The organism is Streptococcus oralis subsp. oralis (assembly GCF_002096495.1).
Lineage (GTDB): Bacteria > Bacillota > Bacilli > Lactobacillales > Streptococcaceae > Streptococcus > Streptococcus oralis_CU.
The window spans coordinates 574383-589146 of the sequence record NZ_NCUO01000012.1 but is presented as its reverse complement, the minus strand read 5'-3'; the positions used below and the strand labels follow the sequence as shown (position 1 = coordinate 589146).

The following is a 14764-nucleotide window of genomic DNA, read 5'->3' as shown; positions in this document are numbered from 1 at the left end:
ACTTTGACAGTGTATACTAAAAAAGGTAAAATAGTAAGGTAAGTACAAAGTTAGAAAGGCAAGATTATGTCAACTTTAGATAAGAATCTTTTGCTAGAGATGTTCCGTAAGATGGAAGAAATCCGTCACATGGACTTAAAAATCGCTCAGTTAGTGAAAAAGGGGAAAGTTCCCGGTATGACTCACTTTTCTGTCGGAGAGGAAGCTGCTAACGTCGGAGCGATGCTGGCTCTTAATCCAGATGATCTGATTACCTCAAATCACCGTGGACACGGGCAAGCTATTGCTAAGGGGATTGACCTCAACGGAATGATGGCTGAAATCCTCGGGAAATACACTGGAACCTGTAAAGGAAAAGGTGGTTCTATGCACATCGCTGACCTGGATGCTGGGAACCTCGGTGCCAATGGTATCGTTGGTGGTGGTATGGGAATCGCTGTCGGTGCAGCCCTCAGTCAACAAATGCAAAACACTGGAAAAATCGTCGTTTGCTTCTTTGGAGATGGTGCGACCAACGAAGGTGTCTTCCACGAAGCAGTCAACATGGCTTCTATTTGGAACTTGCCAGTTGTTTTCTACTGCATTAACAACGGTTATGGGATCTCTGCGGATATCAAGAAAATGACCAATGTAGAGCATATCCATCAACGTAGTGCGGCATATGGAATTCCTGGAATGTTTATCGAAGATGGGAACAACGTCATCGATGTCTATGAAGGATTTAAGAAAGCTGTAGATCATGTTCGTGGTGGCAATGGCCCAGTCTTGATCGAAAGTGTAACCTATCGCTGGCTTGGTCACTCATCATCTGATCCTGGTAAATATCGTACGCGCGAAGAAGTGGAATTGTGGAAACAAAAAGACCCAATCGAAAACCTTCGCAAATACCTCATTGAAAACAATATTGCAAGTGCAGAAGAATTGGAAGAAATTCAAGCACAAGTCAAGGAAGCAGTAGAAGCTTCTGTTAAATTTGCAGAGGAAAGCCCATTCCCACCACTAGAATCAGCATTTGAAGATATTTACGCAGACTAAGGAGAAAGAGATAAAAATGGAAACAAAAACAATGTCCTTCCGTGACACCATTATCCTTGCTATGTCTGAGGAAATGCGTCGCGATGAAAATGTATTCTTGATGGGAGAAGACGTCGGTGTCTTCGGAGGAGACTTCGGAACTTCTGTCGGAATGCTCGAAGAATTTGGTCCAGAACGTATCCGTGACTGTCCGATTTCTGAAGCTGCCATCTCTGGAGCAGCAGCAGGAGCAGCCATGACAGGACTTCGTCCAATCGTCGATATGACCTTCATGGACTTCTCGGTTATTGCCATGGACAATATCGTCAACCAAGCTGCTAAAATACGTTATATGTTTGGTGGGAAAGGTCAGGTTCCAATGACTGTACGTTGTGCAGCTGGTAACGGAGTTGGTTCTGCAGCTCAGCACTCTCAGTCTCTAGAGTCTTGGTTTACACACATCCCAGGTCTTAAGGTTGTAGCTCCAGGTACACCTGCTGACATGAAAGGACTTCTCAAGTCTTCTATCCGTGATAACAACCCTGTTATCATCCTTGAATACAAGTCCGAATTTAACCAAAAAGGGGAAGTTCCAGTTGATCCAGACTACACAATCCCACTTGGGGTCGGGGAAATCAAACGTGAAGGTACAGATGTAACAGTCGTTACTTATGGTAAAATGCTTCGCCGTGTGCTTCAAGCAGCTGAAGAATTAGCTGAAGAAGGAATTTCAGTTGAAATTGTGGATCCACGTACCCTCGTTCCACTTGATAAGGATATCATCATTAACTCAGTGAAGAAGACTGGTAAGGTGGTGCTTGTCAACGACGCTCACAAAACAAGTGGCTATATCGGGGAGATTTCAGCAATTATTTCAGAGTCAGAAGCATTTGACTATCTAGATGCACCAATCCGCCGTTGTGCAGGAGAAGATGTGCCAATGCCTTACGCGCAAAACCTAGAAAATGCAATGATTCCAACAGTTGAAAGCATCAAAGATGCAATCCGAAAAACTTATAACAAACAATAGTACATAACATAAGTGAAATTATGTAAATCTATTAAGGTTTTTAACTTTAGTAACTTGAGATATGTTTTGTATCCAAGTTGTTTGTAAAGTTGCGACAGTTTTTTGACGAATCAATACTATTCGACAAAAAACTTAGTAAGTCTGCTAGGTTGACCGCCTGATAGCGGCAACCGTAGTAACTTGAGACATGTTCCGTGTCCAAGTTACTTGTAGAGTTGAACACGGGCTAAAGTCTGTGTGAAAATAGGAAACTTTCCTAAAAACTAAAGTTTTTTCGTCAAGTTTCCTATTTTCACTTTGACTTTTTCGCCCTTTGTATCATAAATAGAATTGGAGAGGTCATGGCTGATGACAAGCTAAGAGCGACTCCTGCGGCTAGAAAGTTAGCGGATGAACTAGGTATCAACCTCTACGACGTTTCTGGCTCAGGTGCAAACGGTCGTGTCCACAAAGAAGACGTGGAAACTTATAAAGACACAAATGTGGTTCGCATTTCGCCACTTGCAAAACGAATTGCCCTTGAACATAACATTGCTTGGCAGGAAATCCAAGGAACTGGTCATCGTGGTAAGATCATGAAGAAGGACGTTCTGGCCTTCCTTCCTGAAAATATCGAAAACGACACCATCAAGTCTCCTGCTCAGATTGAAAAAGTGGAAGAAGTCCCAGACACTATCACTCCTTATGGTGAGATTGAGCGTATTCCAATGACACCAATGCGTAAGGTTATCGCCCAACGTATGGTTGAATCCTACCTAACTGCGCCAACCTTCACACTCAACTACGATGTTGATATGTCAGAAATGTTGGCTCTTCGTAAGAAGGTCCTTGATCCAATCATGGAAGCAACTGGTAAGAAAGTAACGGTTACAGACCTTCTTTCTCTCGCTGTTGTTAAGACATTGATGAAACACCCTTACATCAACGCTTCATTGACTGAAGATGGCAAGACCATTATCACTCATAATTATGTCAACCTTGCTATGGCAGTTGGGATGGATAATGGATTGATGACACCTGTTGTTTACAATGCTGAAAAGATGAGTCTTTCAGAGCTGGTTGTAGCCTTCAAGGATGTCATTGGTCGTACATTGGATGGTAAATTGGCTCCAAGTGAGTTACAAAACTCAACCTTCACAATTAGTAACTTGGGAATGTTTGGTGTTCAGTCCTTTGGTCCGATTATTAACCAACCCAACTCAGCAATCCTCGGGGTGAGCTCAACAGTAGAGAAACCTGTAGTTGTCAATGGTGAGATTGTCATTCGCCCTATCATGAGCCTGGGATTAACCATTGACCACCGTGTTGTAGATGGTATGGCTGGTGCTAAGTTTATGAAAGACTTGAAAGCCTTAATTGAGAACCCAATCTCAATGTTGGTTTAAGTCAGCTATTGTTATTTTAGAGATTTAGAAGGAAGTAAGACATGGCCTTAGAAGTAATTATGCCAAAAGCCGGCGTGGATATGACAGAAGGACAAATCGTCCAATGGAATAAAAAAGTCGGTGAATTTGTAAAAGAAGGAGAAATCCTTTTGGAAATCATGACTGACAAAGTCAGCATGGAATTGGAAGCCGAAGAAGATGGATACTTGATTGCCATCCTTAAAGGAGATGGTGAAACTGTTCCAGTAACTGAAGTTATCGGTTACCTTGGTGAAGAAGGGGAAAACATCCCAACTGCTGGAGCAGCTGCACCAGAATCAAAACCTGCACCTGCAGCTAGTGCCTCAAACGACGACGGTAAGAGCGATGATGCCTTTGATATCGTTGTGATTGGTGGAGGTCCTGCTGGATATGTGGCAGCAATTAAAGCAGCCCAACTCGGTGGTAAGGTTGCCCTTGTTGAAAAATCTGAACTCGGTGGAACGTGCTTGAACCGTGGATGTATCCCAACGAAGACCTACCTTCACAACGCTGAAATCATCGAAAACATCGGTCATGCAGCAAACCGTGGTATCGTCATCGAAAATCCAAACTTCACTGTAGATATGGACAAACTTTTGGAAACTAAATCTAAAGTTGTCAATACCTTGGTAGGTGGTGTTGCGGGTCTTCTTCGTAGCTACGGAGTTACTGTTCATAAGGGTGTTGGTACGATTACTAAAGACAAGAATGTCTTGGTAGATGGTTCTGAATTGCTTGAAACCAAGAAAATCATCCTTGCTGGTGGTTCAAAAGTCAGCAAGATTAACGTTCCTGGTATGGAATCTCCACTTGTGATGACCAGCGATGATATTCTTGAAATGAACGAAGTTCCAGAAAGCCTCGTAATCATCGGTGGTGGGGTTGTCGGTATCGAACTCGGCCAAGCATTCATGACATTTGGTTCAAAAGTAACTGTTATCGAAATGATGGACCGTATCGTTCCAGCTATGGATGCGGAAGTTTCTAAGAATCTTCGCTTGATTTTGGAACGTAAAGGTATGACTATCTTGACAGGTACAAAATTGCAAGAAATCATCGAGGAAAATGGTCAACTTCGTATCAAGGTTGAAGGAAAAGACGATATCATTGCAAATAAAGCTCTTCTTTCAATCGGTCGTGTACCAGACCTTGAAGGAATTGGCGATGTTGAGTTTGGATTGGATCGTGGTCGTATTAAGGTCAATGAGTACATGGAAACTTCTGTTCCTGGAATCTACGCACCAGGTGACATCAACGGTACTAAAATGTTGGCGCACGCAGCCTTCCGTATGGGGGAAGTTGCTGCTGAAAATGCCCTCAAAGGAAACCATGCTGTTGCTAAATTGAACTTGACTCCAGCAGCTATCTACACTCTCCCTGAAGTAGCAGCAGTAGGTCTGACTGAAGAACAAGCACGTGAGAAATACGATGTTGCAATCGGTAAATTCAACTTTGCAGCCAACGGTCGTGCCATTGCATCTGATGCTGCTCAAGGTTTCGTAAAAGTTATCGCTGATAAGAAATACGGGGAAATCCTTGGTGTGCACATCATTGGTCCTGCAGCCGCAGAATTGATTAACGAGGCATCAAGCATTATCGAAATGGAAATCACTGTTGAGGAAATGCTGAAGACTATCCACGGACACCCAACCTACTCTGAAGTGATGTACGAAGCATTTGCGGATGTTTTAGGAATGGCCATCCATTCACCTAAGAAAAAATAAAACGAAGATAGACTAGGCTGGAAAGATGTTTTCCAGTCTCTATCGTATAAAGGGATATCATGAAATATATTATCAATCATTCAAACGACACTGCTTTTAATATCGCCTTGGAAGAATATGCCTTTAAACACTTACTAGATGAGGATCAAATCTTCCTTCTTTGGATTAACAAACCTTCTATCATTGTTGGTCGTCACCAGAATACTATTGAAGAGATTAACCGTGATTATGTTCGAGAAAATGGTATTGAGGTGGTCCGCCGTATCAGTGGTGGTGGAGCTGTTTACCACGATTTAAACAACCTCAACTACACCATCATTTCAAAAGAAGATGAAAACAAGGCCTTTGACTTCAAGAGCTTCTCAACTCCAGTCATCAATACCTTGGCTCAACTTGGTGTTAAAGCTGAGTTCACAGGCCGTAATGACTTAGAAATTGACGGTAAGAAATTCTGTGGAAATGCCCAAGCCTATATCAATGGTCGTATCATGCACCACGGTTGCTTGCTCTTTGACGTTGATCTGTCAGTCCTTGCTAACGCCCTCAAGGTTTCAAAAGATAAATTTGAATCAAAAGGTGTGAAATCCGTTCGTGCCCGTGTAACCAATATTGTCAATGAATTACCAGAAAAAATCACAGTTGAAGAATTCCGTGATTTGCTATTGGAATACATGAAAAAAGAGTATCCAGAGATGACTGAATATGTTTTTTCTGAGCAAGAATTGGCTGAAATCAATCGTATCAAGGATACCAAGTTCGGTACTTGGGACTGGAACTACGGTAAATCACCTGAATTTAACGTCCGTCGTGGAACAAAATTCACCAGTGGTAAGGTCGAAGTTTTTGCCAACGTCATTGAATCAAAAATCCAAGATATCAAGATCTATGGGGACTTCTTTGGTATCGAGGACGTTGCAGCTGTAGAAGATGTCCTCCGTGGAGTGAAATACGAACGTGAAGATGTCCTCAAGGCATTAGAAACTATTGATATTACACGCTACTTCGCTGGTATCAGCCGTGAAGAAATCGCTGAAGCGGTAGTGGGGTAAGGAAAAAGAATCCATTTATGATGGATTCTTTTATTAGGGTTAAACTTAATAATCATGCTGATTAGATTATAATAGTGATGAAAAATGAAAAGGAGTTATTCATTATGTTAGAAATTCCAGTAGAAAGTCTTAATCTATTTGAACAGTTAGACCGCAATGTTGTTGCTTTTTATAGAAATGAAGAAATTTCTCAAACTGAAAGTTTAAATATAAGCATCACACAAGAACATTATGATAAGAAATACAAAGAGCTTCAACCTTTAGGATACCAAGCTGTTCAAATACCTCTGGGAATGGCTTTAGATAATGTAATCCAGCAAGCCCATTTTCAAAATCTTATAATTGGCGGTCTTCTCCCCGATGAAATCAAAGTAAACAAAGGGGACTTAATGTCTTTGAAGGACATTGTTGATAGTTTTTGTATTATGTTTGCTGCAGCAAATAACCGACTTGAAAATAGTAAGGCTTATGAATTTATGAAAGATAAGACAGTGTTCTTTATTGGTAAACTGTTAACTGACGATCTTAAAAATGGTGACGAAATTTCGTATATGGGAATCGAAAGAGAATCAGCTGATGGTACTTCTTATGAAGCAGTAAAATGTTTTCTAACTAAAGAGAGTGCTGAGCAGTACAATGATTCAAAAAAACCAGTAAGCCCAGCAAATCTAGCCTATCTGCAAGCCTTTTGGGGTAAACCAGTAATTATAGAGCCTCACCGTAACTACTGGATTGAGTTTAAATAAATAAAAAACGAAAGATAAAGGAATTGGTCTTTCGTTTTTTAGCAATAGTTGCTTTACATAATTTATAATATGTAACAATCATAAACTATCTAAAGCATTCTTTTGTTCATCATTGACGATATGGGTATAGAGGTCAGTGACTTGTGTACTGGCATGTCCTAGCTGATGGCTGACCAAAACTTGCGATTTAGTAGCATCATAGAGCCTAGTCGCTAGGGTATGGCGTAGTTTGTGTGGAGTTACACGGACTTTGAAGTCCTCAGAGTACTTAGCAACCATCTTTTCAACACTAGAAGCATCAATACGATTGGGAACGCCTCGATATAAGGTCAAAAAGAGAGCTGTATCTGTCTTTTCCGTCTTATAGCGTTGATTTCGAATGGCTAGATAATTCTCTAGGTAAGGCTTAGCAAAAGCAGCGACATTGACAGAATCACGTTTCCCCCCTTTTCGAGTGACATCGATCACCATCATTTTGAGATTGAGGTCTCTTAGATCTAGATTAACAGCTTCAGATAAGCGGACACCAGACGCTAGGAGAAGGGCAATAATGGCCAAATCACGTTCTTTGTTCTTATTAAATGATGAGAGAGCGCGATTTGAGAGCTGTTGTGGGTACTCCTGATCGATATAAGTTAGAAAACCTTCTGTTTCATCACCTAGAAAGAGTTTTTGCTTGATGTTTTCAGCTCTAGCAGCAAGTGTTTCTTTCTTTTTCTTGGTTGAAACTTTCTTCATTACATTACGATAGAAATAGGGTTCTCCCAGGTCGTTTTCAACCTCCTCTGTTAGATACTTGTAAAGACTAGAAAGTGCTGATAAGGTCCGATTGATGGTCGTCTGAGATACACCTTGCTTGGTTGTATTAGCATTCAGCAATGGACGTTCACGTAGATATAGGATAAAAGCTTCCATATCTTTCTTAGACATATTTTCCAAGACAGATAAAGGAATATCAGACATTTTATCAGCATTTGAAATTCCAGACTCTAAAACCCAGCTGAAAAATCGATCGTATTCCTTGAGATATTCGTACAAGGTTGTAAAACTGTAGGGCACAGCAAGCTTGGATTGGTAGTATTCCAGAACATACCAGGGCATGATTTGTTTTAGTTTGTCGATTCGTTCCAGTAAAATCTCACGTTTCATGTATTTTCTCCATAATTAAGTCTACTAGTAGTATAGCATAGACTCATATATTTTTCAAGAAAATTATAGTTTTTCGGAAAGATGTTATAAGTGTTTGATGGATTCTAGAAAAAACAAAGACCTGGTTCCACAATCATAAGAAACAGGTCTTTTGTGTGTATGTAATCCGGCAATATGTTTATATTTCAATTTCTCTAAAATATTGCAATTGCCATTTTTGTGTTGCTCGAGCTGTTGTATTTAAATTTGAGCACCAAGGAGGATAAAATCGCATAGACATTTTTCCATTGCTATCTTTTGTCGACAGAATGTTTTTACGAATAGCCACCTCGTTTGGAATAATGAATAGTCCCCTCTTATCATTATCAATGATAACGATTATAAGTTCATTTCCTAAGTCCTCATTGGTATAAGGAATGTTCTTGTTGTTTTGGTCTTTTTTCCAAAAAACTGTAAAATATCCTTCTTTTTTTGGTGTTCTTTTTGCCAAGCGGCATCTTTTATACCCTTGCTCTTCCTTTATCTTGATAAGAATACCTTCGTATTTTTCATTGTATTTTTCTTCAATGAAATCAAAATCACCATAAAAATTATATAAAACATCGAGTATTTTCATTATGATGTATGTCCTCCTTAGCAAATAACTTTTCCAAAGAATAATACTGTTTCCAACAAAATCAGCTACCGACTCTATGCACATCTTTTTTATGTATTACCATATAGCAGGATACCAAGATGATGAAGATTTTAAGCAGGTAGGTTTCGGATCGATTAGTGTCTATGGTTAGCTGAGACAAGACATTAATGATCGAATGTGTCATAACGCAAATCCAGAGATTCTTTGTTTTGTTATAAAGAGCTGAGAGTATGAAAGAATTCGTCAGCAATCCAAATAAAAACGGTAGAATTTGCAGAGTTGCTAGGGAACCATCTATGTAAAAGAACAACAGATGCCAAAGCGCCCAGCTGAAAAAGGTTAGGATTGTTGAGTAAAAATATGGCAACTTTTCTTGTAAAATTGGTTGAAAAACATATCGCCATCCAATCTCTTCTATACCGCCAAAAACAATAAATTTGAAGAACATCAAAAATGGGAGATACCAGCTAAATTCTACTATTTGCCCACCAAACATTAGAAAAGAAAAATCAAGGACAATAAGGAAGAAAGATAATAAATAGTGTTTATAACTGGTATGAATGTTAAAAAAATCGTTAACGATCTTCTTAAAAGGAATATGAAAATAGTGATTTGCAACAATGATTCCCCAAAGTGCTGAAGAAATGCCACCTAGAATGATTCCTAAAATAGTTAATAGATTGGACTGAACAGAAAAATGATTCAAGAGAAAGAAAAGGAGACAAACTGATACTAACTGGCTAAATGTGCCTAGCAAATATACTGCAATTGCCTTATTTCTTTTCATAGAGAATCCTTTCAATTATATTTTACGTAAAATAAATTATGTAAACAGAACTTATAACAACAAATCTTTGACTTTTCCAATTTCACTTTTTGGAATAACTAGGTGAATCATATCACCCAGATACATTCTAGTTGAGACGTTAACTGTTTGGCTCTTGCCATTATGGACTTGGGTGGTAATGAGTACGTTATGTGGCAAGTTGAGTTCGTGAACCTGTTTTCCAGCGATTTTGTCAGACACAGGGATTTCTATGAGGGTGACTTCTCCTTCGTCTGTTGCTTCTTCTGGCAGCATTTTTTCTAGCATGGCCTCATAGACTGGTGCTCCCTTGAGCAAATCCATGACGATGTAGGCGACCAAGGTCACTAAGCCCAGTGGCATGAGGTTGCGAATATCTCCAACCATCTCAGTTACGAGGATCATGGCAGTTAAGGGAGCCTTGGAAATTGCCCCAAAGTAGCCACTCATTCCCAGAATGACAAATATAGGGAATTGCTCCTGACTAACAAGCCCAAGGTTGACACAAATGACACCAACTAGGGCACCAAGTAAGGAACCAAGCGCCAAAATGGGTAGGAAAATTCCTCCTGGGAGGCCACTTCCATAACTAATCATACTCCAAACAAAGCGGATCAAAAAGTAAGCTAATAGAACTTGGAAACTAAAATTTTGCTCAGTTAGGGAAAGAACCAGCTGATTTCCACCACCAAGGATTTGTGGCAAGAAAATCCCGACTGGTATGATAAGGATAAAGGCTAGGATTGGATAATAAGCTTTATCCAAATGAATTTTTTGACCAATCCAGTCATAAATTCGACCAACATTGAGTACAGCTTTCTCATAGAGAAAACTAGAAAGCCCGAGAAAAACTCCCATAAGGAGGTATATCCAATACTGGTCTAGGGTCATGAGAGGAATGTTATCTGGCATATCCAGCACAGGTGTTAGCCCAAATATGAGCAGAGAAACAAAGTTTGCTACGATGCTAGCTGCTAGAGTTGAGACCCAAAAAAAGCGGGAAAAATGGTGATAGACTTCTTCTACAACAAAGAGGAGACCTGCAATTGGTGCATTAAAGGCAGCGGCTAAACCTGCAGCAGCTCCACTGGCAATCAGGGAACGTTCCTCTACTGGGCTAGATTTGAGCCACTTGGCGATACCTTTACCACCAACTGCTCCAAGTTGAATACTTGGCCCTTCCCGACCTAGCATAAGGCCACTGGCAATAGCAAGAATACCTAGAATATATTTTTTCCAGAGGACACTCCACCAGTTAAGAGTCATTAGTCCCTTTAATTCGGCTTCGACTTGAGGAATTCCTGAACCCTTGATATCTTTTTCTGATCGAGTTAGTTTCGCACTAAGCCAGCAAACGATTAAATAAAATAGACCAATGATAAAAAGATTGCGCACTAGGTGCGCTTGATCTTGATAGAGGCCTTGTATCAGATGAAAACCCTTTTCGATTAAGAAACGAAAAGATCCGACGATTAGCCCGACGACGAGACCAACAATGATTCCTCGTCCAACTTGGGATAATATGGTGCTTGAGGCAAAGGCAAATTCTTTCTTGGAACTGAGTGTTTCTGACTGTTCCTCCATAATCATTTCCTCTTACTTGTCTTTCTTAGTTGAAACCAGTGTTTTGACTGGTTCAAAACTGGTTCGGTGAATTGGGGTGACACCTAGTTTTTCCAGTCCTTCTAGATGTTTAGCTGTTCCGTATCCTGCATTAGCTGTAAAATCATATCCAGGATATTGCTGATCATAGTCCTTCATCAATTCATCCCGTGTCACCTTGGCCACTATAGATGCAGCTGCGATCGAGAGAGAGTTTGCATCTCCTTTGATGATTGCTGTTTGAGAAATCGGCAACTCCAGTTTCATGGCATCTATCAAGAGGTGCTCAGGTTGCGGACTGAGCTGGGAGATCGCTTCTTTCATGGCTAGTTTGGTTGCTTCATAGATATTGACTTGGTCAATGACTTGATTATCCATGATACCAATCCCGATTGATAAAGCTTGGTCTTGAACGGCTTGATAAATATCCAAATGTTTCTTTTTTGGGATTTTTTTGCTATCGTTGAGACCTCTGATTTTACAATTTTTTGGTAAGATTACCGCTGCAGCGACTACAGGTCCAGCAAGAGGACCGCGGCCGACCTCATCAACACCTGCAATTAGGCTCAATCCTTGCTTATACAGTTCTTTTTCATAGGAAAGCATAGTTTCTAGGCGAAGGTCTTCATCCAGTTCAGCCTGAATGGCTTTTTTACGCTTGTTGATTTCCTTTTGAACTCCAGAACGAGGATCTTTTTCCAGTTCAGGAAAAAGGGGATTGTCTAATTCTTTGACAGTGGCAAGAAGGTCTTTGATTTCTTTAATCGTCGTCATCGATGTCATCCAATGTATCTAAGGTATAGTTACCGAGCTTTCCATCACGGACTTCCTTTACAAAGAGGCTGTAAAAGCGGTCGTAGTCGTCTCGGAAACCAAGGGCACGTGTCATATCCATGATGATAACAGGTGCTTCTTCTTCTATCTTCATTTGTTTGAAGCGTTCAGCTAGCTTTTCTGGATAATGTTTTTTGAAATAATCAAGACCAAAAATGGTCACTTCATCCATAGGAAGCAACTGGTCTTTAATGGCTCCAGTCAAGGCTAGTTTCAAAGCAACGGTTTCGTCTTCAAATTTAGGCCAGAGAATCCCTGGTGTGTCTAAAATTTCAAGGTCTTTATTGGTTTTAAGCCATTGTTGCCCCTTGGTAACACCTGGTTTATTGCCTACAACCGCAATCTTTTTCCCAGCCAAACGGTTCATGAGAGTTGACTTACCGGCATTTGGAATTCCGATAATCATGGTCCGCAAGGTTTCGATCTTGATACCTCGTTCTTTCTGGCGTGCAATCTTATCAGCCATGAGCTTTTTAGCGGCATCAGTAACAACTTTTACAGTCACTTGCTCTTTGGAGTTGATAGCCAGAGTTTGGATTCCCTGTGATTCAAAATACTGACGCCATTCTTTGGTCATTGCGGGGTCAGCCAGATCTGCCTTATTCAAAATCAAAAGCTTTGGTTTATCCCCAACAATCTTAGTTAACATAGGATTTTGACTAGATAAAGGTAGCCTAGCATCCACCAAAATCGTCACAAAATCAACAAATTTTAAATTCTCCTGAACTTGCCGCCGAGCCTTAGACATGTGACCCGGAAACCATTGAATAGTAGCCATAATATTTTCCCCTTCCGACTAAAAAAAACGTAGTAAAAACGTTTTCTTTCTTACTACCTATTCTATCATAAATGAGGAACTTTTGCACAGGCTTTGACCACAATAAATGACAAATAGTATAGGTGCGAAACATCCTTGATGCCAGTCAGGATTTACTTGACTTTTTTTGCTAACAGGTATATACTTAGTGTATACTAATTCGTGGAGGTAGAGCAATGAATACAGTAAAGACTCGGAAGGTAGGGAATTCTCTCACTGTGACCATTCCTAAAAATTTAGGTATGACAGAAGGTCAAGAAATGGTTGTCTACAAAGGGATTGACGGAGTCATTGTCTTAGCTCCAAAACTGAAAGATCCTTTTGATGGGATTACTGATTTGAGAATGACAAATGATTTTGAAGGGGTAAGATCACTTGATAGCGAAATCTGAGTATATTCCTGAAAAGCAGGATATCATTTGGCTGGACTTTGATCCATCAGTCGGTCGGGAGATTCAGAAAAGGCGACCTGCCTTGGTAGTTTCTAGGAGAGAATATGCCTTGCAAACTGGATTTGTGGCTGTCTGTCCTATCACTCACGGCCAACGTCGTTTGGCAGAAAAAGGCTTGCTCGTTCCTGTCTCATCGGACAAGGTAGATGGCGCTGTCAATCCATTTCAACTGTATACCTTTGATTTTCGGATGCGTAATGCTCAAAAAATAACAAGAATGGACACACAATGTTTTCAGAAAGTCGTCCAACTTTACCAGTACATCTTCGGAGATACATAAATCCTACCATGCATAGACAAGGTAGGATTTTTTCTATATGAGTAACCTATCTAAAAACGGATGAAGGCAATTTGTTAAAATTCCTCTAATCCAGCTTTCTTGTGCTGATGATAGATGTTCTGCCTGAAGGCATTCTTTTAGAAAATCGCGGACTTGTTCTGGTGCAATTTCAAACTCAAAGGCTCTCATCTTGTAGAAAAAATCGATGAGATGCTCAGATAAGTATTCATCTGAAAAGAGTACTTCTCCACTTTTTCGATATTCTAATAGAAGCCGAGAAAATCTAGCTTTTTCATCAGGCAAATCCCGAAAATAGGAATTAAGAAGCCAAGTCTGCTTCTGCTTTCGTTCAATAGGATCTTGATTTGCAATCCGCTGATCCTTTTCCAGCTCTTTCTGGTTTTGTTTAGCCTTGATAGCCCGTTCTTCTCTATTTTTTCCAAAGAGGATTTTTTCCCATTTTCGTTCTTCTTGGGTCAAGGTTTCTGTAAAGCCAAAGTAATCTTGATAGGCTCGTTCTGCAGGTCCCATGGCAAGAATGAGATTGTCAGCGTATTGCTTGGCGATTTTATCTCTCTTCTTGCGTTCTTTCTCTGCTTGAATCCGTAGATGCTGCTCGTAGTCGATTTTCTCCTTGCCTAGTTTGACAAGGTAGAGTTGGTCATCGGTCTTACCAAGTAGAAAAGGTTTGATACACTTTTCCAGCACTTCTTCCATACGAGCCTTCTTCTTTGGATCTGCCTTGGTCCAACTTCCGCCTAGAAAGACCTCTAGGAAGAGCTGATAGTCTCTCTCAGGCGCGAATTGATTGCCACGATTGGCTTTGAAAACACCTTTCTCCCAAAACCATTTTAGAAGTCGCTCGTCAAAATCGCTTTTATTAACTTTGATTTTTTCCTTTTTCTGAGCCTTTTTGGTTAGGTTTTCAACTTTTCTGAGTAGTTTTTCTTCCTCTTCTAGTTGCTGATCGAGGCTAATACGATGAAAATGGCGAACACAGTCGCTTCCTATAGGAAAGAGACGTTGGCCTGTAACTCCGTTAAAGAGTTCGTAAGAGTATTTAATGGCATTTCCGCAGATACAATTACTACGCCCAATACCATTAAAAATCAAGGAAACTTCATTCCATTCCTTGGTAGCTTGATCCCAAGTATCAGCTTTTGAAGCTTGTAAAACTGCATCGTGCAGGGATTTTCTAACTGGAAGTGTCATGAGGTCT

General features: G+C 40.3%; 15 protein-coding genes. 8 read left to right on the top strand and 7 right to left on the bottom strand.

Annotated elements, in window-relative coordinates; genetic code table 11:
* The first annotated feature begins 66 nt into the window (after nt 1-66).
* From B7717_RS08300 to B7717_RS08275, 6 genes are all read left to right on the top strand, one after another.
* Nucleotides 67-1035 carry a thiamine pyrophosphate-dependent dehydrogenase E1 component subunit alpha gene (locus tag B7717_RS08300; protein WP_084944534.1) on the top strand — a complete coding sequence of 323 codons (969 nt, stop codon included), beginning with the start codon at nt 67-69 and terminating at the stop codon, nt 1033-1035.
* 16 nt (nt 1036-1051) lie between these two features.
* Complete coding sequence (locus B7717_RS08295) at nt 1052-2044, top strand: alpha-ketoacid dehydrogenase subunit beta (RefSeq protein WP_084944533.1); 993 nt, start codon at nt 1052-1054, stop codon at nt 2042-2044.
* Between the two features lie 341 nt (nt 2045-2385).
* Nucleotides 2386-3429 (top strand): dihydrolipoamide acetyltransferase, encoded by a 1044-nt coding sequence (locus B7717_RS08290; protein WP_049478241.1) that lies wholly within the window; start codon nt 2386-2388, stop codon nt 3427-3429.
* A 41-nt stretch (nt 3430-3470) separates the two neighbouring features.
* On the top strand, nt 3471-5174 hold the full coding sequence (gene lpdA, locus B7717_RS08285) for a dihydrolipoyl dehydrogenase (RefSeq protein WP_084944532.1): 1704 nt from the start codon (nt 3471-3473) through the stop codon (nt 5172-5174).
* 59 nt (nt 5175-5233) lie between these two features.
* Nucleotides 5234-6223 (top strand): lipoate--protein ligase, encoded by a 990-nt coding sequence (locus B7717_RS08280; RefSeq protein ID WP_000874002.1) that lies wholly within the window; start codon nt 5234-5236, stop codon nt 6221-6223.
* A 104-nt stretch (nt 6224-6327) separates the two neighbouring features.
* Nucleotides 6328-6969 (top strand): hypothetical protein, encoded by a 642-nt coding sequence (locus B7717_RS08275; protein ID WP_000890074.1) that lies wholly within the window; start codon nt 6328-6330, stop codon nt 6967-6969.
* A 78-nt stretch (nt 6970-7047) separates the two neighbouring features.
* Here the strand turns inward: B7717_RS08275 and xerS are convergent, their stop codons facing one another.
* The 6 genes from xerS to ylqF form a co-directional block, all read right to left on the bottom strand.
* On the bottom strand, nt 7048-8118 hold the full coding sequence (gene xerS, locus B7717_RS08270) for a tyrosine recombinase XerS (protein WP_000817856.1): 1071 nt from the start codon (nt 8116-8118) through the stop codon (nt 7048-7050).
* Nucleotides 8119-8296: 178 nt separating this feature from the next.
* A complete protein-coding gene (locus tag B7717_RS08265; RefSeq protein ID WP_049547147.1) occupies nt 8297-8734 on the bottom strand; it encodes a MepB family protein in 438 nt (145 codons plus the stop codon).
* Nucleotides 8735-8795: 61 nt separating this feature from the next.
* Entirely contained in the window at nt 8796-9542 is a 747-nt protein-coding gene (locus tag B7717_RS08260) for a CPBP family intramembrane glutamic endopeptidase (RefSeq protein ID WP_049547148.1), read from the bottom strand.
* 51 nt (nt 9543-9593) lie between these two features.
* Nucleotides 9594-11144 carry a ClC family H(+)/Cl(-) exchange transporter gene (locus B7717_RS08255; protein ID WP_084944531.1) on the bottom strand — a complete coding sequence of 517 codons (1551 nt, stop codon included), beginning with the start codon at nt 11142-11144 and terminating at the stop codon, nt 9594-9596.
* A gap of 12 nt (nt 11145-11156) precedes the next feature.
* Nucleotides 11157-11936, bottom strand: a complete 780-nt coding sequence (locus B7717_RS08250) for a ribonuclease HII (protein ID WP_049478246.1) — start codon at nt 11934-11936, stop codon at nt 11157-11159.
* Nucleotides 11923-12774, bottom strand: coding sequence for a ribosome biogenesis GTPase YlqF (gene ylqF, locus B7717_RS08245; RefSeq protein ID WP_000201304.1), 852 nt, complete (start codon nt 12772-12774; stop codon nt 11923-11925). Before ylqF ends, B7717_RS08250 begins: the two co-directional genes overlap by 14 nt.
* A gap of 215 nt (nt 12775-12989) precedes the next feature.
* Between ylqF and mazE the strand changes: the two genes are divergently transcribed.
* Nucleotides 12990-13205: a type II toxin-antitoxin system PemI/MazE family antitoxin gene (mazE, locus tag B7717_RS08240; RefSeq protein WP_001098942.1), complete on the top strand. Its 216-nt coding sequence runs from the start codon at nt 12990-12992 to the stop codon at nt 13203-13205.
* Entirely contained in the window at nt 13189-13545 is a 357-nt protein-coding gene (locus B7717_RS08235) for a type II toxin-antitoxin system PemK/MazF family toxin (protein ID WP_000560808.1), read from the top strand. The genes mazE and B7717_RS08235 overlap by 17 nt, the downstream gene beginning before the upstream one ends.
* A 33-nt stretch (nt 13546-13578) precedes the next feature.
* Here B7717_RS08235 and B7717_RS08230 read toward each other — a convergent pair whose 3' ends face one another.
* Nucleotides 13579-14757, bottom strand: a complete 1179-nt coding sequence (locus B7717_RS08230) for a hypothetical protein (protein WP_049479615.1) — start codon at nt 14755-14757, stop codon at nt 13579-13581.
* Nucleotides 14758-14764 lie beyond the last annotated feature (7 nt).

Excerpts from the sequence above, each read along its gene's own strand:
- B7717_RS08295 (WP_084944533.1), top strand. The coding sequence starts at position 1,052 with ATGGAAACAAAAACAATGTCCTTCCGTGACACCATTATCCTTGCTATG.
- ylqF (WP_000201304.1), bottom strand. The coding sequence starts at position 12,774 with ATGGCTACTATTCAATGGTTTCCGGGTCACATGTCTAAGGCTCGGCGG.
- B7717_RS08280 (WP_000874002.1), top strand. The coding sequence starts at position 5,234 with ATGAAATATATTATCAATCATTCAAACGACACTGCTTTTAATATCGCC.
- B7717_RS08255 (WP_084944531.1), bottom strand. The coding sequence starts at position 11,144 with ATGGAGGAACAGTCAGAAACACTCAGTTCCAAGAAAGAATTTGCCTTT.
- B7717_RS08230 (WP_049479615.1), bottom strand. The coding sequence starts at position 14,757 with ATGACACTTCCAGTTAGAAAATCCCTGCACGATGCAGTTTTACAAGCT.
- B7717_RS08265 (WP_049547147.1), bottom strand. The coding sequence starts at position 8,734 with ATGAAAATACTCGATGTTTTATATAATTTTTATGGTGATTTTGATTTC.
- B7717_RS08290 (WP_049478241.1), top strand. The coding sequence starts at position 2,386 with ATGGCTGATGACAAGCTAAGAGCGACTCCTGCGGCTAGAAAGTTAGCG.
- xerS (WP_000817856.1), bottom strand. The coding sequence starts at position 8,118 with ATGAAACGTGAGATTTTACTGGAACGAATCGACAAACTAAAACAAATC.
- B7717_RS08260 (WP_049547148.1), bottom strand. The coding sequence starts at position 9,542 with ATGAAAAGAAATAAGGCAATTGCAGTATATTTGCTAGGCACATTTAGC.
- B7717_RS08275 (WP_000890074.1), top strand. The coding sequence starts at position 6,328 with ATGTTAGAAATTCCAGTAGAAAGTCTTAATCTATTTGAACAGTTAGAC.
- lpdA (WP_084944532.1), top strand. The coding sequence starts at position 3,471 with ATGGCCTTAGAAGTAATTATGCCAAAAGCCGGCGTGGATATGACAGAA.
- mazE (WP_001098942.1), top strand. The coding sequence starts at position 12,990 with ATGAATACAGTAAAGACTCGGAAGGTAGGGAATTCTCTCACTGTGACC.
- B7717_RS08300 (WP_084944534.1), top strand. The coding sequence starts at position 67 with ATGTCAACTTTAGATAAGAATCTTTTGCTAGAGATGTTCCGTAAGATG.
- B7717_RS08250 (WP_049478246.1), bottom strand. The coding sequence starts at position 11,936 with ATGACGACGATTAAAGAAATCAAAGACCTTCTTGCCACTGTCAAAGAA.